Below are 21102 nucleotides of genomic sequence, written 5' to 3'. Positions count from 1 at the left end.
CAGCTGTTGCTGCATTTTGCGAACAGCTTGAAGTAATTACTCTTATTATTCTCATGAGTTTCATTCGTGATATTTTGTGAATAGTCTGACAGATTGAATCAAAATGCTTCGCATTGAATTTCGAGAGAGTTCACATGCAGAAGCCAGAGATCATTTTCAACGACCAGACTGATTCCGTTTCGGCCGAAAAAAGAGAGAGAATCGAGCTCGGCCTGAGCCAAGCCTATGAAGAATGGCTTTCCCTCATTCCGGGCTCGCACGCGCTCCAGATCCAGGTGAACGTCGTGGCGGATGCAAGGCCGCAGTTCGCCCTCGTCAGAAGCACGCAGGCCAAGATCGTCGCCAGGAACAAGGATGGCGGCGATGTCCTGATGCCATCAGCCGGCTACAAGGCTATCACCGGCACCGACGACCACCCGTCCGACCCGGACATCGTCATCGATCTTTACGAGCGCCATTTCGACAAATTGGCCTGGAACGACGAGCAGCTCACCGGTTCGGACCTCATGGATCCGAAATTCATCTTCCGACATGCGCTCGCGCAGGGCCTTTTCATGCGCCGCGCTTCGACGGACCCGAAGAATTCCGACAAGACGACGTGGGATCTTAATATCGAAAAAATTGAAGGAAAATTTTACTTTAAGGGAACTCATGCAGAAAATGCCGCCGGCGCAGCTGTTTCACTTCCCGTTTCACATAGCTTTCTGCTACCAATCGGAAATGAGGCCGCCGACCAGTCTGGTTTACACCAATTTTCACGAGAAATTCTGTCAGACTGCGGCTTTCCTACGGATCTTTCCGACGGCATTACATTTGGCCGCCGCCACCGAGGAGAAGTGGACATGGGCGAAGGCTTCGATACGGCAACACGCGAGGGTCAGTATAAGGAATTTCTCATATCCCGCGACACCGCCAATTTCGCATGGGACGAAGAGGCAAAAGTGCTTCGCTGGGAGGGGGAAGTCTCTCCATGGAGGGTTGTTCACAAGATAACCGGCTATGAGCTCACCTTCGCAAACGCGGAGCGATTGCGTTTCGAGGACAAGGTCGTCGCACTTGACATCGACGGTAATGCGGGCCTGGTCTACAGCGTGCTAAAGACAGCCCTTGGTCGCGAACCCGACGAGACGGAACTCGCTCGCTGGGTCAAGGTCGTCGACGCCCTCGGCGACGAAGCGAGTAACGGCGGGCTGGACAAGAGGCTCTTGCAGGTTCTCTGGGACGACGGCGTCGTCCAGCGCAACTACGGCCTGGACGAACTCCCGTCCGACTTCATGGCCAATCCAGCCGTTCGCGAGCAGTTGACCACCCGCTTCATCGCGGCGGTCTATTGGGAGGCGTTGAACCGCAAGGTCGTCGAAAAGGACGGGATCACGGATTTAGAAGGACGGGATTTCTGGCTCAATTGGATCAATGGCAAGATCGAGCCGGTCATCGAGACCGGGCCAGATGAGGGCCGAGTTCTGGAAGTCTACCGCGATTTCCTACGCGAAATCCTGCAATGCGACGAACTCACGGTTCGAACCGAAAAGGAGACCGTCGGCCTGACGGGGATCAACCTCGATCTCGCTGCCTATCTCAATCCCGACCTTTAGTGCCGCGACCACGCCTTAAAGGAAGCTCTGCGGATCGACGTCGATCGTCACGCGGATGCGCTGCGGCGGGCGCGGCGCGCGCGCCAGCCATGCCCGCAGATAGCCCTGCAGGTCGGCCTCGCGGCTGGCACGCACCAGAAGGCGGAAGCGGTAGCGTCCGCGCACCAGCGCGAGCGGCGCCTCCGCCGGGCCGAGCACATGGATGCCGGGCGGCGTCTCGGCCGTGCGGGCGAGCACACGGGCATGCGCCTCCGCCTCCCCGCGGTCTGGCGCGGCAACGATGATGCCGGCAAGCCGCCCGAAGGGTGGCAGGCCCGCCGCCTCGCGCGCGGCGATTTCTTCCGCATAGAAGCGGGCACTGTCGCCCGACAGAAGCGCCTTCAGCACGGGATGCTCGGGCGCGAAGGTCTGGATAAGCGCCCGCCCCGGCCTGTCGCCGCGCCCTGCCCGGCCGGTTACCTGCTGCAGCAGCTGGAACGTACGCTCGGCAGCGCGCGGATCGCCATTGGCGAGGCCGATATCGGCGTCGATCACGCCGACCAGCGTCAGCCCCGGAAAGTTGTGGCCCTTGGCGACGAGCTGCGTGCCGATGACGATGGCGAATTCGCCCTCCGCCACGGCCTGCAATTCGGCGCGCATACGCTCCGTGCCGCCGGGCATGTCGCTCGACAGCACGATGCGGCGCTGGTCCGGAAAGAGCTCGGCGACCTCATCGGCGAGCCGCTCGACCCCGGGCCCGCAGGCGGCGAGCGCATCGAAAGTTCCGCAGGCGGGGCAGGCGTCCGGCTTCCGTTCCACATGGCCGCAATGGTGGCAGACGAGGGCGCGGCGAAAGCGATGCTCTACGAGCCAGGTCGAACAATTCGGGCATTGGAAGCGGTGGCCGCAGGCCCGACATACCGTAAGCGGCGCATAGCCGCGACGGTTGAGGAAGAGGAGCGCCTGCTCGCCCCTCTCCAGCGTCTCGCGCATGGCGGCGACGAGCGGCGGCGAGAGCCAATGGTCGCGCGGCGCCGGATGCCGGCGCAGGTCGATGGCGGCGATCGCCGGCAGGACGCGGCCACCGAAGCGCTCCGGCAGCGCCAGATGACGATAGCGCCCGGAGGCGGCATTGACCCGTGACTCGATCGACGGCGTCGCCGAGGCGAGCACCACAGGAAAGCCCTCGATGCGGCCACGCACCACCGCCATGTCGCGGGCATGGTAATGGACGCCGTCCTCCTGCTTGTAGGCCGTCTCGTGCTCCTCATCGACGACCACGAGGCCGAGGTCCCGGAAAGGCAGGAAGAGCGCCGAACGTGCGCCGACGACCACCCTCGCCTCGCCCGAGGCGACCGCGAGGTGGAGGCGCTCGCGCCGCCGCGTCGACACGCCGGAGTGCCATTCGGCCGGCTTGACGCCGAAGCGGCTGGCGAAGCGCTCCAAGAACTGGGCCGTGAGCGCGATTTCCGGCATGAGGATCAGCGCCTGCCTGCCCTGGCGCAGGGCCTCGGCGACCGCCTCGAAATAGACTTCCGTCTTGCCCGAGCCTGTGACGCCCTCGACCAAGGTCACCGCGAATTGCTGTGCGGCGACGCTCGCCCGCAGCGCAGCCGCGGCCGCCGCCTGGTCCGGCGACAGGGTGGCCCCGGGATGCTCCGGGTCGGGCAGCAGGGCGACGGGATCGGGCGGCAGGGCAACCGCCTCCAGTGCCCCCTCATCGATGAGGCCGTTCACCACCGCCTGGCTGGCGGCTGCAGCCTCGGCCAGCTCGCGCTTGGAAAAGACGAGCCCGCCCTCGGCCGCGGCGATCACCCGCGCCCGCGCCGGCGTCATGCGTTTGGGAAGACTTCCGGTGAGGCGAACGCCGACGCGCACCGGCTCCGGCCGGCCGGGGTCAGGAATGCGCAGGGCGAGCCTGAGCGCCAAGCCACGCGGCGCGACCGTATACCAGGCGATCCACTCGACGAGCTTGCGCAGCGCCGGGCCGAGCGGGGTGGTGTCGACCTTGCCGACGACGCTCTTCAGATTGCCGCCGTCGCCGCCGCGCGTCGTCCAGACGACGCCGACCGTCTCGCGCGGCCCGAGCGGCACCACGACCACATCGCCCGGCGCGAGCTGCTGGCCGGGCGGCACCCTGTAGGAATAGGCGGTGTCGAGCGCCACCGGCACCAGCACGTCGGCGATCCCGCCGCCGTCGCCGGCCGGGGCCTGCCGACCCATGATGCTCGCCTCGCTCATGTCCCGAGGCATAGCATCCGCGCAGGTGATGTCCACCGCCTCGCTGTTCACCCCGGATTAGGACTGGGCGCGCATCATCAGCGGCGATGACCAAGCCCGCTCTTTCCGAAAGCCCGGCCGAATCGGCCCTCCCCCTCCTCGAGGCCAGCCAGAGCTGGCTCGCCTATCTCGTCACGGAACGGCGGTTGTCGCCCAATACCGTGGAGGCCTATGGCCGGGACCTCCGGCAGTTCCTGGCTTTTCTCACGGAATATCAAGGGGAGCTGCCGACCCTGCAAAGCATGGTCGCGCTCGGCCCGGCGGATCTGCGTGCCTTTCTCGCCGCGCGGCGGCGCGAGGGCATCGGCAGCCACTCCCTCATGCGCCAGCTCGCGGCGCTGCGCTCCTTTGCGCGACACCTCGATCGCAGCGGCTTGGGCAATGCGGCGGCCTTCGCGGCCATCCGCGGGCCGAAGGTCAAGAAGAACCTGCCGCGGCCGCTCGCCATCGCCTCGGCGCGCGCCGTGACCGACGCCGACAGCCGCGCCAGCGAGGACAAGGAGCCCTGGATCCTCGCCCGCGATGCAGCCGTCTTCGCGCTACTCTATGGCTCGGGCCTGCGGATCGGCGAGGCGCTCGGAATTCTCCGCAAGGACGCACCCATCGAGGGCCGCAACGAGGTGACCGTGACCGGCAAGGGCAACAAGACCCGGACGGTGCCGGTGCTGCCACAGGTCTCGGCCGCGATCGCCGATTATATCGCGCACTGTCCCTATGCCCTTGCGCCCGAGGGGCCGCTCTTCGTCGGCGCCAAAGGGGGGCCGCTGTCGCCGCGCATCATCCAGCTCGCCATGGAGGGCCTGCGCGGTGCCCTCGGCCTACCGGAGACGGCGACGCCACATGCGCTGCGGCATTCCTTCGCCACGCATCTCCTCGGCCGCGGCGGCGATCTGCGCGCCATCCAGGAACTCTTGGGCCACGCCTCGCTCTCGACGACGCAGAACTACACCAAGGTCGATGCCGCGCGACTCATGGCTGCCTACGACGCCGCCCATCCGCGCGCCTAGCCCCGGGAGAGACTTCGCCGCAGAAAGCACATCGGCCGGCAAGCTCCCGCTGGGAACGCGCCGGCCGGTCGTCGTCAGAACGTCTCAGCCGCCAGCTCGAACAAAGGAAGCTCGAATGGGCGGGAGAGTGATCCCTACGTGATTACATCGCCTTGCGTGGGCCCCAACGGGCCGAAACCGATCAATGTTTGCGCATCGTTCTCGACGGCCAGATATGTTCCTCTTCCGTACAGATTTTTAATGTAAAACAAATGACCATTTTCGACACCGGGGACATCGACGGCGAGCTGGTAGGCTTCATTGAGTTCCGGTGCCTTTTTGCCCCTACCGCCGTCGGGACCCTCAAAATACTCCACGCTGCCTAGGAGCTTAGAATCGATCGCGGTCTGAACATCCTCGCTGACAAAGCCCTTCGTGTCGAAGCCGAATTTCAGTTTATCGATACCAGGCTTGAAACCTTCAATTAATTCATAATCTTTCCCACATTGACGAAGGGCACCACCGACAGTCGAATCTTCGGGGTACGACAAGACAATAGTTGTTGGGTTCGCGGGCACTTTAAGTGGCGCACCTATTTGCAACGTTTCGCCAGCCGACGTCGAAGGCGCGGAGTTCTTGTGGTGCTCGTCATTCCCTTGATTTCTGTCCTGATTGATTGATGCGGAAGCAGGTGTTGGATTGATCTCGGTCATAATCGATACTCACCTTGTGATGCACCCCGCACGCATGATGCACCAATCCTCAAATACCAATAACGCACAGGCTGAATATTCGATCGCAGCATCCGCATATCTGGCGGCTATATGACTCATAGAATCAATATTCTGCCTTGAACGCCCGCCCGCTGGAAACAAAATTGAATATACCGGAAATCGTTATACTGCATCATAGTCCGACTGTCGTATGAACGCAGATACTGCGTCGCCGTTCGCCACTTGCACAGATCATTATAGTAAATATCCCGGATAATAATAATTTAAATTGGTGCATATTAGCATCATTTTATCGGAAACTCTTGCGAGGCATGCATTGCAAAACATGTAAGGTCATGATCATTACCGGAAAACACGAAGAGTCCGGCTAGCTGCGAGCTCGCACCACAACGTTCCCTTTGGCACAGCTTTCGCCGACCGGACGCGCCCACGACATCGAATGAGTTGGATTCACCGTCAGGCGATCTCTCACATAGGAGTTCGCCCGTCGGACTTGGCCCAGGTCAAAGCCCGCGCGGCTGCTCACGGCTTACGATACCTCGCAACCGCGCCCACTTCATTCCGTCCCGTAGAGCTCCTTGGCGCGGAGGCGCAGCTCATCGTTCGACAGATCCTGGATATGGGTTGCGATCCACCAGATATGGCCGAAGGGGTCCTTCAGCTTGGCACCCCGATCGCCATAGAACTGATCCTCGACGGGCTTGAGGATGGTGGCGCCTGCGGCCTCGGCCTTGGCCACCGTCGCATCCGCATCCTCCACATAGAGGTGCAGCACCACCGGCGAGCCGCCGATGGTCTCCGGGCTCAAGGCGCCATAGTCGGGATATTCGTCGCAAAGCATGACGTGCCCCTTGCCGATCGCGAGCTCCGCATGGCCGATCTTGCCGGACGGATCTCGCAGCGCGAGCACTTCGGTCGCCCCGAAGACCTCCTTGTAGAACTGGATGGCATCCGTGCCGCGGCTCACGCAGAGGTAAGGGGTTGGTGCGCCATTGTCGGGAACAGGCTTGGCGGTCATGTCGTCTCCTCCTCACACTTTTTTGCACACTATCGCGTGATCAAAGCGTTCTTAGGGCAGGAACGGGTCCCGCCAAGGCTTGTCCTCGTCGTGATCACGTGTAGCCTGGAAAGGCTCGAGACCTGAGAGCAACCGACAGGGAGACAGACGATGCGTTCTTTGATCCTCGCCTTGACCCTCGTAGCGTCCACAGCCTTCGCCACCGCCGCTTTTGCGGATTGTGGCCCGAAGCATACCTCGTCGATCCAGGACCAGACGTCGGCAAAGACGTCCGAGGCCTGAACGACGTCGAGACCACTGACCTCCAAATGAGAACGCAGTCGCCTTCGAGAAGGTGACTGCGTTTTTTTTTGGGGGGCTGTCGCTCGCCGCGCGCTCACATGTGAATGGCGCGCTTCTCCACAGCCATGGCTGCTTCCTTCACCGCCTCCGAGCGGGTGGGATGGGCATGGCAGGTGCGGGCGAGATCCTCGGACGAGCCGCCGAACTCCATGAGCACCGCCGCCTCGTGGATCATCTCACCAGCCTCCGGGCCGACGATATGGCAGCCGAGCACGCGGTCAGTCTTGGCATCCGCCAGGAATTTCACGAAGCCGTCGGTCGTATGGTTCACCTTGGCGCGGCCGTTGGCGGTGAAGGGGAACTTGCCGACATTGTAGGCGATGCCGGCCTCCTTCAGCTCCTCCTCGGTGCGACCGACGGAGGCGACCTCCGGAGAGGTATAGATCACGTTCGGAATGACGTCGTAGTTCACATGGCCCGCCTTGCCGGCGAGGACTTCAGCAACCGCCACGCCCTCGTCCTCGGCCTTGTGGGCGAGCATGGGGCCGGCGATGACGTCGCCGATGGCATAGATGCCGGGCACGGTCGTGCGATAATGGACGTCGACGGGAATGCGGCCGCGCTTGTCGGTCTCGATGCCGAGCTCGGCGAGCCCGAGCCCTTCCGTGTAGGGCGTGCGGCCGATCGCAACGAGCACGACGTCGGCGTCGAGCGTCTCCGCCGCGCCCCCGGCCGAGGGCTCCACGGTGACTTTGGTGCCGCCCTTCCCGGTCTCCACCTTCGTCACCTTCGTCGAGAGCTTGAAGGCAAAGCCCTGCTTCGAGAGGATGCGCTGGAACTGCTTGGCGACCTCGCTATCCATGCCCGGCAGGATGCGATCGAGATACTCGACCACCGTCACTTCGGACCCGAGACGCCGCCAGACCGAGCCGAGCTCCAGCCCGATGACGCCCGCGCCGACGACGAGAAGCTTCTTCGGCACGCTGGCGAGTTCGAGCGCGCCGGTCGAGGACACCACGACCTTCTCGTCGATCGTGACGCCCGGGAGCTTGGCGACGTCCGAGCCAGTGGCGATGACGATGTTCTTCGTCTCCACCGTCTGCTTCGAACCGTCCTCGGCCGTGACCTCGATCTTGCCGGCAGCTGCGATGCGACCCACACCGAAGAAGACATCGACCTTGTTCTTCTTCAGGAGGAATTCGACGCCTTTGACATTGCCGTCGACGCCTTCCTGCTTGAAGGCCAGCATCTGGGCGACATCGAGCTTCGGCGTATCGATGCCGATGCCCATGCCGGCAAAGGCGTGTACCGCCTCCTCGAATTTCTCCGAGGCATAGAGCAGCGCCTTCGAGGGGATGCAGCCGACGTTGAGGCAGGTGCCGCCGTGGGTCTTGCGTTTCTCGACGACGGCCGTCTTCAGCCCGAGCTGTGCGGCACGGATCGCGCAGACATAGCCGCCCGGACCGGTACCAATGACGACGAGATCGTAAGCGTCAGCCATTTCGAACGTCTTTCCTTGTTTTGAAACCGGGGGAAGCGGCCCACCCGCTAGCGTCCGCCGGACACGTCGATCGTTGTGCCGGTGACGTAGCTGGCCTTGTCGGAGAGCAGCCAGAGAATGGCGTCTGCTACCTCGTCCGCGGTGCCCGCCCTCTTCATCGGCAGGCTCTCGCTCAGCCGCGCGACCCGGTCGGGGTCACCGCCGCTCGCGTGGATCTCCGTATCGATGATGCCGGGCCGGACACCGACGACCCGAATGCCCTCGTCGGCGACTTCGAGGGCGAGCCCGCGGGTGAAGCTGTCGATCGCGCCCTTGGAGGCCGCATAGTCCACGTACCAGTTCGGCCCGCCGAGCACGGCCGCCCGCGAGGAGACATTGACGATGACGCCGCCCCGCCCGCCACGCTGCGTCGACATCCGCCTCACCGCCTCGCGCGCGCAGAGAAGGCTGCCGACCACATTGGCGGCCATGAGGCGGGTGATACGGTCGGCCGAGATGTCGACGAGGCGCGCCGACTGGTCGACAATGCCGGCATTGTTGACGAGGCCGGCGAGCGGCCCGAGAGCATCGGCTGCGCCGAAGAGCGCCAGCACATCCGCCTCCCGGCCAACGTCGCCCTGGACGGCGAGCGCCCTGCCGCCTGCTTCTCCGATGGCCTCGACGACCGCCTCGGCGGCGGTCGCGTTGGCGAGATAATTCACGACGACATGGTAGCCGGCGGCGCCGGCCTGAAGCGCTGCCGCGCGACCGATACCCCGGCTGCCGCCGGTGACAATCAACACGTCACCCATGGAGAAGCCTTTCGGAGAGCCTTTCGCGCAGAGCGCCGCGCCCGGCCGGAAGAGCCCGACCGGGACTATCGACGATCAAAGATCGAGGACGAGCCGCGCCGGATCCTCGAGATTTTCCTTGATGCGCACGAGGAAAGTCACCGCCTCCTTGCCGTCGACGATGCGGTGGTCATAGGAGACCGCGAGATACATCATCGGCCGCGCGACGATCTGGCCGTTCTTGACCACCGGGCGCTCCTCGATGCGATGCATGCCGAGGATGGCCGACTGCGGCGCATTGAGGATCGGCGTCGAAAGGAGCGAGCCGTAGACGCCGCCGTTCGAGATGGTGAAGGTGCCGCCCTGCATCTCCTCGATCGTCAGCTGGCCGTCGCGGGCGCGGCGTCCGAACTCGGCGATCTTCTTTTCGATATCGGCGATCGAGAGCTGGTCGGCATCGCGCACTACCGGCACCACGAGGCCCTTCTCGGTGCCGACGGCAACGCCGATGTGGTAGTAATTCTTGTAGATGATGTCGGTGCCGTCGATCTCGGCATTGACGGCCGGCAATTCCTTCAGCGCCTGCACGCAGGCCTTCACGAAGAAGCCCATGAAGCCGAGCTTCACGCCGTGCTTCTTCTCGAAGACGTCCTTGTACTGGCTGCGCATCGCCATGACCGCGGACATGTCCACGTCGTTGAACGTGGTGAGCATGGCGGCATTGGCCTGCGCCTCCTTGAGCCGCCGGGCGATCGTCTGCCGGAGCTTCGTCATGCGCACGCGCTCCTCGCGCGAGGCATCATCCTGCGCGGAGGGAGCCCTGGCCTGCACCGCGGGCGCCGCCTGCGGGGCCACCGCGCCGCTGGCGCCGGTTGCAAGCGCCGCCAGCATGTCGCCCTTGGTCGCCCGGCCATCCTTGCCGCTGCCCGCCACGTTGTCGGCATCGAGACCGGTTTCGGCCGCGATCCGCTCGACGGCCGGGCCGTTGGCGCCCTTGCGGGCCTTGGGCTCTTCGGCAGCGGCTTGAGGCGCAGGTGCAGGTTTCGGCGCGGGAGCTGGTGCAGGTGCGGCCTGAGCCGCCGGCTTTTCAGCCGACTTCTCGACAGGCCTCTCGGCGGGCTTGGCGCCTGCCGCCCCGTCGCCGACGGAGCCGAGCAGGGCGCCGACGCCGACCGTATCGCCTTCCTTGGCGGTGATTTCGGCGAGCACGCCGGCGGCCGGCGCATTCACCTCGAGCGTGACCTTGTCGGTCTCGAGCTCGACCAGCGGCTCATCAGCCTGCACAGCCTCGCCCTGCTTTTTGAACCACCGGCCGATGGTGGCCTCGGTCACGGATTCGCCTAATGTCGGCACACGGATTTCGGTCGCCATTCTGTTCGCCCCCTGAGGGACCTCCTTCAAACTATCGGCTCGGCCGCCGGGTATCAGCCCCGGCGCAAGATAAGTGACGGAACGGGCAACACATCATAGCTGAAGCCCAAGTCCGCCGCGATGGCCGGATCGGCTCGCAGAAGAGCCTGAGCGGCCGGCTCGTCCTCGACCTCCTCGACCTCCATGCCCCACGTGCCCGCGGGATCGAAGACCGGTCTGACCACGATCGCCGCACCGGCGTCTGCCTGCCCCTGCCAAAAAGCTGCGTGTTCCTTCATCCGCGCCATCTCCGCTTCGCTCGCGTCGAAGGGAAAGGTGGGACGGGGGCTCCGCAGCCGCAGCAGGAAATAGGCCATGACACCTCCTCAGCCGGCGAAGGCCTCGTCCAGGAAAGCCTGGAGTTGCGCCAAATGCTTCGACATCTGCCCGACCGCCGTCGAGGCCGAAGCCGCGCGCCCGACATAACGCGGCCGCTTCACCTTGCCGCCCGAATGGTCGAGCACCCATTCGAGATAAGGTTCGACGAAGTTCCAGGCGCCCATGTTCTTCGGCTCTTCCTGGCACCAGACCACATCGGCGTTGCGGAAGCGCGACAGGATGTTGGCGAGCGTCTTCGCCGGGAACGGATAGAGCTGCTCGACGCGCAGCAGGAACACGTCGTCGATGCCGCGCTTCTCGCGCTCCTCATAGAGATCGTAATAGACCTTGCCGGTCGAGATCACGACCCGGCGGATCTTCTCGTCCTTGACGAGCTTGATCTTTTCCTTCGGCAGCCGCTCGGCGTCATCGCGCAGGATGCGGTGGAAGCTCGTCTCGTCGGCCAGTTCCGTGAGCGAGGACACGCAGCGCTTGTGGCGCAGCAGCGACTTCGGCGTCATCAGAATGAGCGGCTTGCGGAACTCGCGCTTCAACTGCCGGCGCAGGATGTGGAAATAATTGGCCGGCGTTGTGCAGTTCGCGACCTGCATATTGTCTTCGGCGCACATCTGCAGAAAGCGTTCCAAACGCGCCGAGGAATGCTCCGGCCCCTGGCCCTCATAGCCGTGCGGCAGAAGCAGCACGAGCCCGGACATCCTGAGCCATTTGCGCTCGCCCGAGGAGATGAACTGGTCGATCACCACCTGCGCGCCATTGGCGAAGTCGCCGAACTGCGCCTCCCAGAGCGTGAGCGCATTCGGCTCGGCCAGGCTGTAACCGTATTCGAAGCCGAGCACCGCCTCTTCCGAGAGCATCGAATTGATGACCTCGAAGCGGGGTTGGCCCTCGCCGACATTGTTGAGCGGTGTGAAGCGCTCCTCGCTCTCCTGGTCGAGCAGGACGGAATGGCGCTGGCTGAAGGTGCCGCGCTCCACGTCCTGACCCGATAGGCGCACGGGATGGCCTTCAAGCAGAAGCGAGCCGAAGGCCAGCGCCTCTCCGGTCGCCCAATCGATGCCCTCGCCGCTCTGGATGGTCTTGCGACGGTTGTCGAGAAAGCGCTGGATGGTGCGATGCAGGCGGAAGCCCTCGGGCACCGTCGTCAGTCGCTCGCCCATGGTCTTCAGGGTGGCAGCCGTCAGCCCGGTCGCACCGCGACGGGGATCGTCGGCGTCCTCGCGCACGGCCTTCAGGCCCGACCAGCGCCCGTCCAGCCAATCGGCCTTGTTGGGCCGGTAGGTCTGGGCCGCCTCGAATTCCTCTTCGAGCCTGGAGCGCCAGGCGGCCTTGGCCTCGTCGACCTCGCTCTCGGCGAGCACGCCTTCGCTCACCAGCTTCTTGCCGTAGAGCTCGAGCGTCGACGGATGCTGCCGGATCTTCTTGTACATGATCGGCTGCGTGAAGGCCGGCTCGTCGCCCTCGTTGTGACCGAAGCGGCGGTAGCAGAACATGTCGATGACGACCGGCTTGTGGAATTTCTGCCGGAACTCGATCGCGATCTTGGCGGCGAAGGTCACCGCCTCCGGGTCGTCGCCATTCACATGAAAGACCGGCGCCTCCACCATCTTCGCCACATCCGACGGATAGGGCGAGGTGCGCGCATAGCGCGGATTGGTGGTGAAGCCGATCTGGTTGTTGATGATGAAATGCAGCGAACCGCCGGTGCGGTGGCCCTTGAGGCCGGAGAGGCCGAGGCATTCTGCCACCACGCCCTGGCCGGCGAAAGCCGCATCGCCATGGATCAGCAGCGGCAGCACCTTCGAGCGCTCGATGGTGTCGGCGAGCTGGTCCTGCTTGGCGCGCACCTTGCCGAGCACCACGGGATCGACGATCTCGAGATGCGAGGGATTGGCGGTCAGCGACAGATGCACCCGGTTGCCGTCGAACTCGCGGTCCGAGGAGGCGCCGAGGTGATACTTCACGTCGCCCGAGCCTTCCACATCATCGGGGGCGAAGGAGCCGCCCTTGAACTCGTGGAAGATGGCGCGATGCGGCTTGCCCATGACTTGGGCGAGCACATTGAGGCGGCCGCGGTGGGCCATGCCGAGGGAGATGTCGCGCACGCCGAGCGCACCACCGCGCTTGATGATCTGCTCGAGCGCCGGAATCATCGATTCACCGCCGTCGAGGCCGAAGCGCTTTGTGCCCGTATATTTCACGTCGAGGAACTTCTCGAAGCCTTCGGCCTCGATCAGCTTGTTGAAGATCGCGCGCTTGCCCTCGCGGGTGAAGGTGATCTCCTTGTCCGGGCCCTCGATGCGCTCCTGGATCCAGGCCTTCTCGGTCGGATCGGAGATATGCATGAACTCGACGCCGAGCGTCTGGCAATAGGTGCGCCGCAGGATCACCAGCATCTCGTTGATGGTGGCGAATTCGAGCCCGAGCACGTTGTCGATGAAGATCTTGCGGTCGAGGTCGCCGGGGCCGAAGCCGTATGTGGAGGGATGCAGCTCCTCGTGGTCGCCGCGCGGCTCCAGATGCAGCGGATCGAGATCGGCATGCAGGTGCCCGCGCATGCGATAGGCGCGGATCATCATGATGGCGCGCACGCTGTCGCGCGTCGCCTGCGCGACTTCCGCCTGGGTGAGCTCGACACCCTTCGTCTGGGCTTTGCCCTTGATCTTGTCGCCGATCACCTTCTCGACGCCGGCCCAATTGCCGTCGAGCGCCGAGACCATTTCGCCGTTTGCCGCGATCGGCCAGTTTGGCCGCTTCCAGGAGGCGCCGCGCGCGTTCTTGGCGATCAGCGAGCCTTCGTCCTTCAGCCCTGAGAAGAAGGCCTGCCACTGCTCGTCGACAGACGCCGGATTCTGCTGGTAGCGGGCATAGAGTTCCTCCAGATAGGCGGCGTTGCCGCCATAGAGGAAGGAGGTCTGAGCAAAAAGATCGTTCACGTCCTGGCGTGCCATGGTCTTCAAATCCCGACCGGGACTCCCGCCTGCTGCATAGCCGGCAGAAGCACACTGCGGCGTTCCCGCCGCTTCTCTCGCCGCAACCCGGTTTCGCGACGGGAGGGAAGCGCTCGCGGCGCTCCCGTTTCATTAATGGTGGCCCAGCACCCGCCGGACATATGGCGATCAGATCGCCTTATTCCCAGAAGGTTTCCGGATCCTTTCCCGTAACGTCCTCGACCATGGCTTTCGCGGATGGGGATCACGCGCCCGAACTCGGGCGCGCGCGCCTCAGCCCTTGAGAACCTCGACCAAGGTCTTGCCGAGCCGCGCCGGTGAGGGCGACACGCGGATGCCCGCCGCCTCCATCGCCGCGATCTTGTCCTCGGCGCCGCCTTTACCACCCGAAATGATGGCGCCAGCATGACCCATGCGGCGACCGGGCGGTGCCGTGCGGCCCGCGATGAAGCCGACCATCGGCTTCGCCCGGCCCTTTTTAGCCTCGCGGGCGATGAATTCCGCCGCGTCCTCTTCCGCGGAGCCGCCGATCTCGCCGATCATCACGATCGACTCCGTCGCCGGATCGGAGAGGAACATATCGAGCACCTCGATGAATTCCGTGCCCTTGACGGGATCGCCGCCGATGCCGACCGCCGTCGTCTGGCCGAGGCCTTCCTGGGTGGTCTGAAACACCGCCTCGTAGGTCAGCGTGCCCGAGCGCGAAACGATGCCGACCGAGCCGCGGCGGAAGATATTGCCGGGCATGATGCCGATCTTCGATTCGCCCGCCGTCACGACGCCCGGGCAGTTCGGCCCGATGAGGCGCGACTTCGAGCCGTCGAGGGCGCGCTTCACCTTCACCATGTCGAGCACCGGAATGCCCTCGGTGATGCAGACGATCAGCGGGATCTCGGCGTCGATGGCCTCGCAGATCGCATCCGCCGCGCCGGCCGGCGGGACATAGACGACGCTCGCGTCGCAGCCCGTCTTCTCGCGCGCCTCACGCACGGTGTCGAACACCGGCAGGCCGAGGTGCCTTGCGCCGCCCTTGCCGGGCGAGGTGCCGCCGACGAGCTGCGTGCCGTAAGCGATGGCCTGTTCCGAATGGAACGTGCCGTTCTTGCCGGTGAAGCCCTGGGTGATGACCTTGGTGTTCTTGTCGATGAGAATGGACATCAGTGGGTTCCCTTCACGGCGCCGACGATCTTCTGCGCCGCATCATCGAGGTCATCGGCGGGAATGACGTTGAGGCCGGATTCGCGCAGGATCGCCTTGCCCTCCTCGACATTGGTGCCTTCGAGCCTGACCACCAGCGGCACCTGGAGGCCAACCGCCTTCACCGCCGCGATGACGCCGCGGGCGATGACGTCGCATTTCATGATGCCGCCGAAGATGTTGACGAGGATGCCCTTCACATTCGGATCAGAGGTGATGATCTTGAAGGCCGCCGTCACCTTCTCCTCGGAGGCACCGCCGCCGACGTCGAGGAAGTTCGCCGGCTCCTCGCCGTAGAGCTTGATGATGTCGAGCGTCGCCATGGCGAGGCCGGCGCCGTTGACCATGCAGCCGATGGTGCCGTCGAGCGCGATATAGGCGAGGTCGTATTTGGAAGCCTCGATCTCCTTCTCGTCCTCTTCGGTGACGTCGCGCAGCGCGACGACATCGGGGTGCCGGTAGAGGGCATTGGAATCGAAGGAAATCTTGGCGTCGAGACAGCGGAGCTGGCCGTCCTTGGTGACGATCAGCGGGTTGATCTCGAGCATCGCCATGTCCCTGGCGACGAAGGCCGTATAGAGCTTCTCGATGAGCTGGCCGGCCTGCTTGGCGGGATCGCCGGTGAGGCCGAGCGTCTGCGCAACGGTGCGGCCGTGATGCGGCATCACGCCGGTCGCGGGATCGATCGAGAAGGTCAGGATCTTCTCCGGCGTCTTGTGGGCGACCTCCTCGATATCCATGCCGCCTTCGGTCGAGACGACGAAGGCGACGCGCCCGGTCGAGCGGTCGACGAGCGCCGAGAGATAGAACTCGCTCTCGATATCCGACCCGTCCTCGATATAGATGCGGTTGACCTGCTTGCCGGCGGGGCCGGTCTGCACCGTCACCAGCGTCTTGCCGAGCATCTGGCCGACGAGGGTCTTGACTTCCTCGACCGACTTGGCAAGGCGCACGCCGCCCTTCTCGCCGGCCTCGGGCTCCTTGAACTTGCCCTTGCCGCGGCCGCCGGCATGGATCTGGCTCTTCACCACCCACAGCGGGCCGCCGAGCTCCCTGGCAGCGGCTTCGGCCTCATCGGCCGAGAAGACCGCGCGGCCGGCGGACACGGGAGCGCCAAACTCCTTGAGGACGGCTTTGGCTTGATATTCGTGAATGTTCACGGGCTCTCTCCGAATTATCCCGCGGGAAATATGATCGATAGCCTGCTGATCGGTGCGAAATAGGGCGCGGGCGCTACTGGAGCGTCAGCATGTTCCACCACGTCACGATCGAAGCCCTGAAGGCCGCCCGCACCGCAATCGACCTATCCCCCCTCCTCGCGGAAGATGCTTCAGCACTGGCGGCAGGATCCGTACGGGCCCGGACCTCAGTCCTTGAACGCCGGATTGATGCCCTTGCAGGCTTCGACGAGGCTCTCGACCGCGGCGACCGACTTGCCGAAAGCCGCTTTCTCGTCACCGTTGAGCTCAATCTCGACGATCCGCTCGACGCCGTTCTCGCCAATGACGATCGGCACGCCGACGAACATGTCCTTCACACCGTACTGGCCGCTGAGATGAGCGGCGGCCGGCAGCACGCGGCGCTTGTCCTTCAGATAGCTTTCGGCCATGGCGATGGCGGAGGCCGCCGGCGCATAGAAAGCGGAGCCCGTCTTCAGCAGGTTGACGATCTCGCCGCCGCCCTTGCGGGTGCGCTCGACGATCGCATCAAGCTTCTCCTGGGTCGTCCAGCCGAGCTTCACGAGATCGGGCAGCGGAATGCCGGCGACCGTCGAGTAGCGCACGAGCGGCACCATGTCGTCGCCGTGGCCGCCCAGCACGAAGGCGGTGACATCCTCCACCGACACCTTGAACTCCTCCGCCAGGAAGTAGCGGAAGCGGGCGGAGTCCAGCACGCCAGCCATGCCGACGATCTTGTTTTTCGGCAGCCCGGAGGCCTTCTGCAGCGCCCAGACCATGGCGTCGAGGGGGTTGGTGATGCAGATGACGAAAGCGTTGGGGGCGTGTTCCCTGATGCCCTGGCCAACCGCGTCCATGACCTTGAGATTGATGCCGAGAAGATCGTCGCGGCTCATGCCGGGCTTGCGCGGAACGCCCGCCGTGACGATGATGACGTCGGCGCCCGCAATATCCGCATAGGACTGCGTGCCGCTGAAGGCCGCATCGAAGCCGCCGACAGGCGATGACTCGGCAATGTCGAGCGCCTTGCCCTGGGGAGTACCTTCGGCGATATCGAAGAGGACGACGTCACCGAGTTCCTTGAGACCGACGAGATGCGCGAGCGTGCCGCCGATCTGGCCTGCGCCGATCAGAGCAATCTTCTTACGGGCCATGGAAAACGTCCTTGGACAGTGGGTGGGGGTGCCCCCCGGAAACCTTGGCTTCTTTGCCCCAAAGGCTAGACTGCTTCAAGTCAAGGTTGGCGCTACGGTGAACACCGGCGATCGAACGGCCTTCCCGGCCGCGCTCCCATCGGTGCCGGACGGCATATAAAACGACTTTAATGACAAATGCTTATCAGTGCCGCCGAAAACGGACCGGCTCCTGCATGACAGCCTCGTCGTTCTGTTACAGATCTCCGATTCTGTAATTTCCGTGGCCTCGGCGAGGCTTCGCCCCCGCTCAGATCAGCCCCACCGAAAGGGCTCTGAGCGCCACCCGCACCACAGCCGCCAGCCGGCGGTCGAGGACGTCGCGCGCCAGTCCGGCGTCGGCCAGAACGGCCGCCGGATGGGTGAAGCGGTAGAGCACGTCCGTGAGGAAGGACAGCGCCCGGTCGCGATCACGCGGTTCGAAGGCGCCCGTCGTGATGCCCTCGTCGACCACACGCTCCACCAGCATGCGGATGCGGCCCCGGTGACGCCGGGCGACGGCGCGATTAGCCTCCACTGCGCTCACATAGAGCCGGAAGACCGGACCGTCGCGCTCCAGGAGATCGCGGTAGACGCGGGCGAGATCGAGCACCAGCCGTTCGAGCTTGTCATCGGCGGGATCGGGCGCACTGGCGATGTCGGCGAGCACGGCTTCGATCGGCTTCAGGGCCTCGCCAACCACCGCATCGATCAGCGCCTGCTTGGAGGGAAAATAGCGATAGACATTGGCATGCGTCATGCCGGCCGCCTGGGCCACGCCGACAACCGTGACCCGGCCGGGGCCGAGGCGTCGCACGTGGTCCGTGGCGATGGTGATCAGCCGGGCGTCGATCCGGTCCGCCATAGGGACGGGCGGCCGGCGCGGCGGGCTCATGTCTCCACGAGGCCGGTGCTGTCGCCGGACCCGGCGGTGTGACCCCGCCCATGCGGCGCGGACAGATACTCTTCCGAGCGCATCTCGATGAGCCGCGACACCGTGCGCGCGAATTCGAAGGCTTCGCGGCCCTCGTCCACCTCGTAGAGATGCTGCGGTTCAGCGGCGGCCGAGGCGACGAGCTTCACATGCCGATCGTAGAGCGTGTCCACCAGGGTGATCAGGCGCTTGGCCTCGTTGCGGCGCGCAAAGTCCAGCACCGGGATGTCTTCGAGCAGGATGGTGTGGAAGCGCTCGGCGAGCGCCAGATAGTCGGCCGCGCCGAGCGGCTTGGCGCAGAGATCCGCGAAGGAGAAGCGGGCGACGCCGCCGGCGGCGCATGGCACATCGAGCGGATGGCCCTTGACGGTGAGCTGGAGCGGCGTCCCGTGCGAGCCGGCGAGGCGGTGGAAGAGCTCATCCAGCTGCCTATGCGCCGCCGCATCGGCAGGAACGAGGAAAACAGGGCTGCCGGCGAGCTTCTCCAGCCGGAAATCCGTGCGCGACTGCAACTGCACGACCTCCATGCGCTCCTGCAAAAGCGCAATGAAGGGCAGGAAGAGCGCGCGGTTCAGACCATCCTCATAGAGGCGGTCAGGCTCGACATTCGACGTCGCGACCACAACGACGCCGCGCGCGAAGAGCGCCGTGAACAGCCGCCCGAGGATCATGGCATCGGCGATGTCGGTCACCGCGAATTCGTCGAAGCAGAGCAGCGTCGCTTCGGCGGCGAGCGCCGCCGCCACATGCGGAATGGGGTCGGTATCCTTTTCCTCGCCGCGCTTGACGCGCTGGCGGAAGGCGAAGATGCGCTCGTGCACGTCGCCCATGAAGGCGTGGAAATGCACGCGCCGCTTCAGCGGCACGGATGCGGCCTCGAAGAAGAGGTCCATCAGCATGGTCTTGCCGCGGCCGACCGAGCCCCAGATGTAGAGGCCCCGCGGCGCTTCGGCCTCCCGATCGCGCCGGCCGATGAGCCAACCGAGCGGCCCCTTGGGCGCGAGCTTTTTCTCCGCCTCGGCGAGCGCCGCGACGAGATCGTCCAGTCGGGCGATCAGCGCCCCCTGGGCGGGATCGCGCTCGATGGCGCCCGTTGCCACCAGGGCGTCGTAGCGCGCCGCAACGGAACGGCGATCGGCTTCAGCGGGATGGGGAGCGTGCGCGGTCACGGCGAAGGCAATATCCGCTCGCGCTGTCGCGCACAATCGCGATAACGCGCATTTGCAGATGCTTCGCCGGACATATGGCCAGCCACTTGCGTCGTCTTGACCATGGACTTTGACAGCCGACCAGCTTATGCGGAGCGTGCATGCTGCGCCGCCTCTACGATTGGACCTTATCGCTCGCCGGGAGCCCGCGCGCCGTATGGGCGCTGGCGGCGATCTCCTTTGCCGAGAGCTCGTTCTTTCCGGTGCCGCCGGACGTGCTCCTGGTGCCGATGGCGCTTGCGCGGCCGGAGCGCTCCTTCCTCTATGCCGGCATATGCACGATCAGCTCGGTCATAGGCGGCCTCTTCGGCTATGCCATCGGCGCGCTGCTCTATGACACGCTCGGCCACTGGATCATCCAGGCCTATGGCTATGGCCAGAACGTGGAGGCCTTTCGCGAGGCCTATGCCAGCTATGGCGAGTGGATCATCCTGATCAAGGGCCTTACGCCCATTCCCTACAAGCTCGTGACCATCACCTCCGGCTTCGCCGGCTATAATCTTCTTTGGTTCACGATCCTTTCAATCATCACGCGCGGCGCGCGGTTCTATATTCTCGCGGTCCTTCTCAGGCGCTTCGGTGCGCCGGCCAAGGAGATTTTGGAACGGAACCTCGGCCTTGCCGCCGTTCTGCTCGTGGCGACCGTCGTCGGCGGTTTCGCCGCCGTCCGCTTCATCTTCTGAGAGGCCATAACGGCCTCGATAGAGCCTGCTGATGCCCCCTGCCAAGAGCCCAAGTCTGAGCCCAAATCTGAGCCCACGTCTGCTCGCCGCGCTCGTTCTGGTCATTTCGCTTGCGCTGATCGGCGGCGCCTTCTTTTTCGAATATGGCCTCGGGCTCATGCCCTGCGAACTCTGCCTGAAGCAGCGCATCCCCTATTACGTCGCCATGCCGCTCGCCCTCGCGATGGCCTTGCTGCCAGACCGCCCGGGGAGCTTTGCCGCCCTCCGGGGTGTCGGCTTCGGCGCGCTCGTCGTCATCTTCCTCATCGGCGCGGGGCTCGGCATCTATCACAGCGGCGTCGAGTGGCATTTCTGGGCGGGGCCTGCGGACTGCACCGGGCCGCTCGGCGCGAATGCCGGGATCAATGATTTCCTGAAGAGCCTGCAAACGACGCGCGTCGTGCGCTGCGACGAGGCGGCGTGGCGCTTCCTCGGGCTCTCGCTCGCCGGCTGGAACGTCATCGCCTCGCTCGGACTCAGCCTTCTCGCCGGCCTCGGGCTCGCCCGGTCCGGCGCGGGCCGCGCCAAAACCGCCGCGGCCGCCTGACGGAGGCGACCGAGGCCCCGGTCGCCGCCCCGGCAGGCTTCTCAACAGGCCGGATTCAGCAACGGGCTGGACTTCGACCTCACCCTCATGGCAGATACGCCGCGAGCTGACCTGGGCCGTCCTCAAGATGGGCCCGGCGGCTCATGCGGGCGTGGCGGAACTGGTAGACGCGCCGGACTCAAAATCCGGTTCTGGTGACAGAGTGTCGGTTCGATTCCGACCGCCCGCACCATCCTTCCTATCCTTTTGTCCTCCCAGCGCTGTTCTTATCCCGGGCGACGGACCGTGCGCGCCGGGCTCTG

18 protein-coding genes and 1 tRNA gene are annotated in these 21102 nt (G+C 64.7%); 6 read left to right on the top strand and 13 right to left on the bottom strand.

The window, feature by feature from the left end; translation table 11 throughout:
• Positions 1 to 134: 134 nt before the first annotated feature.
• Positions 135 to 1595: a hypothetical protein gene (locus tag ACFQU1_RS03055; RefSeq protein WP_378129089.1), complete on the top strand. Its 1461-nt coding sequence runs from the start codon at positions 135 to 137 to the stop codon at positions 1593 to 1595.
• A gap of 15 nt (positions 1596 to 1610) precedes the next feature.
• Here ACFQU1_RS03055 and ACFQU1_RS03050 read toward each other — a convergent pair whose 3' ends face one another.
• Positions 1611 to 3797, bottom strand: coding sequence for a primosomal protein N' (locus tag ACFQU1_RS03050; RefSeq protein WP_378129087.1), 2187 nt, complete (start codon positions 3795 to 3797; stop codon positions 1611 to 1613).
• A 104-nt stretch (positions 3798 to 3901) separates the two neighbouring features.
• Here ACFQU1_RS03050 and ACFQU1_RS03045 point away from each other — a divergent pair, with 104 nt between their 5' ends.
• Positions 3902 to 4861: a tyrosine recombinase XerC gene (locus ACFQU1_RS03045; protein ID WP_378129085.1), complete on the top strand. Its 960-nt coding sequence runs from the start codon at positions 3902 to 3904 to the stop codon at positions 4859 to 4861.
• A gap of 134 nt (positions 4862 to 4995) precedes the next feature.
• On the opposite strand, the gene ACFQU1_RS03040 is transcribed toward ACFQU1_RS03045, so the two are convergent.
• Positions 4996 to 5553 carry a hypothetical protein gene (locus ACFQU1_RS03040; protein ID WP_378129083.1) on the bottom strand — a complete coding sequence of 186 codons (558 nt, stop codon included), beginning with the start codon at positions 5551 to 5553 and terminating at the stop codon, positions 4996 to 4998.
• A 577-nt stretch (positions 5554 to 6130) separates the two neighbouring features.
• Entirely contained in the window at positions 6131 to 6592 is a 462-nt protein-coding gene (locus ACFQU1_RS03035) for a VOC family protein (RefSeq protein WP_378129081.1), read from the bottom strand.
• A gap of 150 nt (positions 6593 to 6742) precedes the next feature.
• Here ACFQU1_RS03035 and ACFQU1_RS03030 point away from each other — a divergent pair, with 150 nt between their 5' ends.
• Positions 6743 to 6874 (top strand): hypothetical protein, encoded by a 132-nt coding sequence (locus ACFQU1_RS03030; RefSeq protein ID WP_378129079.1) that lies wholly within the window; start codon positions 6743 to 6745, stop codon positions 6872 to 6874.
• Between the two features lie 94 nt (positions 6875 to 6968).
• On the opposite strand, the gene lpdA is transcribed toward ACFQU1_RS03030, so the two are convergent.
• From lpdA to zapE, 10 genes are all read right to left on the bottom strand, one after another.
• Positions 6969 to 8375 (bottom strand): dihydrolipoyl dehydrogenase, encoded by a 1407-nt coding sequence (gene lpdA, locus ACFQU1_RS03025; RefSeq protein WP_378129077.1) that lies wholly within the window; start codon positions 8373 to 8375, stop codon positions 6969 to 6971.
• Between the two features lie 47 nt (positions 8376 to 8422).
• On the bottom strand, positions 8423 to 9166 hold the full coding sequence (locus ACFQU1_RS03020) for an SDR family oxidoreductase (RefSeq protein ID WP_378129075.1): 744 nt from the start codon (positions 9164 to 9166) through the stop codon (positions 8423 to 8425).
• Between the two features lie 75 nt (positions 9167 to 9241).
• Entirely contained in the window at positions 9242 to 10516 is a 1275-nt protein-coding gene (gene odhB / locus ACFQU1_RS03015; RefSeq protein WP_378129073.1) for a 2-oxoglutarate dehydrogenase complex dihydrolipoyllysine-residue succinyltransferase, read from the bottom strand.
• Between the two features lie 53 nt (positions 10517 to 10569).
• Complete coding sequence (locus tag ACFQU1_RS03010; RefSeq protein WP_378129071.1) at positions 10570 to 10872, bottom strand: YciI family protein; 303 nt, start codon at positions 10870 to 10872, stop codon at positions 10570 to 10572.
• A 9-nt stretch (positions 10873 to 10881) separates the two neighbouring features.
• The gene (locus ACFQU1_RS03005; RefSeq protein WP_378129068.1) at positions 10882 to 13842 is read right to left on the bottom strand and encodes a 2-oxoglutarate dehydrogenase E1 component; all 2961 of its coding nucleotides are present in this window, start codon (positions 13840 to 13842) and stop codon (positions 10882 to 10884) included.
• 273 nt (positions 13843 to 14115) lie between these two features.
• Positions 14116 to 15000: a succinate--CoA ligase subunit alpha gene (gene sucD / locus ACFQU1_RS03000; protein ID WP_378129066.1), complete on the bottom strand. Its 885-nt coding sequence runs from the start codon at positions 14998 to 15000 to the stop codon at positions 14116 to 14118.
• Positions 15000 to 16199, bottom strand: coding sequence for an ADP-forming succinate--CoA ligase subunit beta (sucC, locus tag ACFQU1_RS02995; protein ID WP_378129064.1), 1200 nt, complete (start codon positions 16197 to 16199; stop codon positions 15000 to 15002). The genes sucD and sucC overlap by 1 nt, the downstream gene beginning before the upstream one ends.
• A gap of 206 nt (positions 16200 to 16405) precedes the next feature.
• A complete protein-coding gene (mdh, locus tag ACFQU1_RS02990) occupies positions 16406 to 17371 on the bottom strand; it encodes a malate dehydrogenase (protein ID WP_378129062.1) in 966 nt (321 codons plus the stop codon).
• Between the two features lie 289 nt (positions 17372 to 17660).
• Positions 17661 to 18284 carry a TetR/AcrR family transcriptional regulator gene (locus tag ACFQU1_RS02985; protein WP_378129060.1) on the bottom strand — a complete coding sequence of 208 codons (624 nt, stop codon included), beginning with the start codon at positions 18282 to 18284 and terminating at the stop codon, positions 17661 to 17663.
• Positions 18281 to 19492 (bottom strand): cell division protein ZapE, encoded by a 1212-nt coding sequence (zapE, locus tag ACFQU1_RS02980; protein WP_378129058.1) that lies wholly within the window; start codon positions 19490 to 19492, stop codon positions 18281 to 18283. The genes ACFQU1_RS02985 and zapE overlap by 4 nt, the downstream gene beginning before the upstream one ends.
• A gap of 140 nt (positions 19493 to 19632) precedes the next feature.
• On the opposite strand from zapE, the gene ACFQU1_RS02975 reads away from it, so the two are divergent.
• From ACFQU1_RS02975 to ACFQU1_RS02965, 3 genes are all read left to right on the top strand, one after another.
• Positions 19633 to 20214, top strand: a complete 582-nt coding sequence (locus ACFQU1_RS02975; RefSeq protein WP_378129056.1) for a YqaA family protein — start codon at positions 19633 to 19635, stop codon at positions 20212 to 20214.
• A 31-nt stretch (positions 20215 to 20245) separates the two neighbouring features.
• Entirely contained in the window at positions 20246 to 20800 is a 555-nt protein-coding gene (locus ACFQU1_RS02970) for a disulfide bond formation protein B (protein WP_378129054.1), read from the top strand.
• A gap of 145 nt (positions 20801 to 20945) precedes the next feature.
• Positions 20946 to 21032: transfer RNA gene (locus ACFQU1_RS02965), tRNA-Leu, on the top strand.
• Positions 21033 to 21102: the final 70 nt, after the last annotated feature.

This window comes from Chelatococcus sp. GCM10030263, assembly GCF_042666455.1.
Classification (GTDB): Bacteria; Pseudomonadota; Alphaproteobacteria; order Rhizobiales; family Beijerinckiaceae; genus Chelatococcus.
The sequence above is the reverse complement of the archived record's forward strand: the minus strand, read 5'-3'. Positions and strand labels throughout refer to the sequence as shown.

Bases quoted from the DNA above. Each gene is read 5' to 3' on its own strand.
- odhB (WP_378129073.1), bottom strand. From the start codon at position 10,516: ATGGCGACCGAAATCCGTGTGCCGACATTAGGCGAATCCGTGACCGAG.
- ACFQU1_RS03035 (WP_378129081.1), bottom strand. From the start codon at position 6,592: ATGACCGCCAAGCCTGTTCCCGACAATGGCGCACCAACCCCTTACCTC.
- ACFQU1_RS03050 (WP_378129087.1), bottom strand. From the start codon at position 3,797: ATGGGTCGGCAGGCCCCGGCCGGCGACGGCGGCGGGATCGCCGACGTG.
- mdh (WP_378129062.1), bottom strand. From the start codon at position 17,371: ATGGCCCGTAAGAAGATTGCTCTGATCGGCGCAGGCCAGATCGGCGGC.
- ACFQU1_RS03005 (WP_378129068.1), bottom strand. From the start codon at position 13,842: ATGGCACGCCAGGACGTGAACGATCTTTTTGCTCAGACCTCCTTCCTC.
- lpdA (WP_378129077.1), bottom strand. From the start codon at position 8,375: ATGGCTGACGCTTACGATCTCGTCGTCATTGGTACCGGTCCGGGCGGC.
- ACFQU1_RS03030 (WP_378129079.1), top strand. From the start codon at position 6,743: ATGCGTTCTTTGATCCTCGCCTTGACCCTCGTAGCGTCCACAGCCTTC.
- ACFQU1_RS03020 (WP_378129075.1), bottom strand. From the start codon at position 9,166: ATGGGTGACGTGTTGATTGTCACCGGCGGCAGCCGGGGTATCGGTCGC.
- ACFQU1_RS03055 (WP_378129089.1), top strand. From the start codon at position 135: ATGCAGAAGCCAGAGATCATTTTCAACGACCAGACTGATTCCGTTTCG.
- ACFQU1_RS03045 (WP_378129085.1), top strand. From the start codon at position 3,902: ATGACCAAGCCCGCTCTTTCCGAAAGCCCGGCCGAATCGGCCCTCCCC.
- ACFQU1_RS02975 (WP_378129056.1), top strand. From the start codon at position 19,633: ATGCTGCGCCGCCTCTACGATTGGACCTTATCGCTCGCCGGGAGCCCG.
- ACFQU1_RS03040 (WP_378129083.1), bottom strand. From the start codon at position 5,553: ATGACCGAGATCAATCCAACACCTGCTTCCGCATCAATCAATCAGGAC.
- ACFQU1_RS02970 (WP_378129054.1), top strand. From the start codon at position 20,246: ATGCCCCCTGCCAAGAGCCCAAGTCTGAGCCCAAATCTGAGCCCACGT.
- ACFQU1_RS02985 (WP_378129060.1), bottom strand. From the start codon at position 18,284: ATGAGCCCGCCGCGCCGGCCGCCCGTCCCTATGGCGGACCGGATCGAC.
- ACFQU1_RS03010 (WP_378129071.1), bottom strand. From the start codon at position 10,872: ATGGCCTATTTCCTGCTGCGGCTGCGGAGCCCCCGTCCCACCTTTCCC.
- sucD (WP_378129066.1), bottom strand. From the start codon at position 15,000: ATGTCCATTCTCATCGACAAGAACACCAAGGTCATCACCCAGGGCTTC.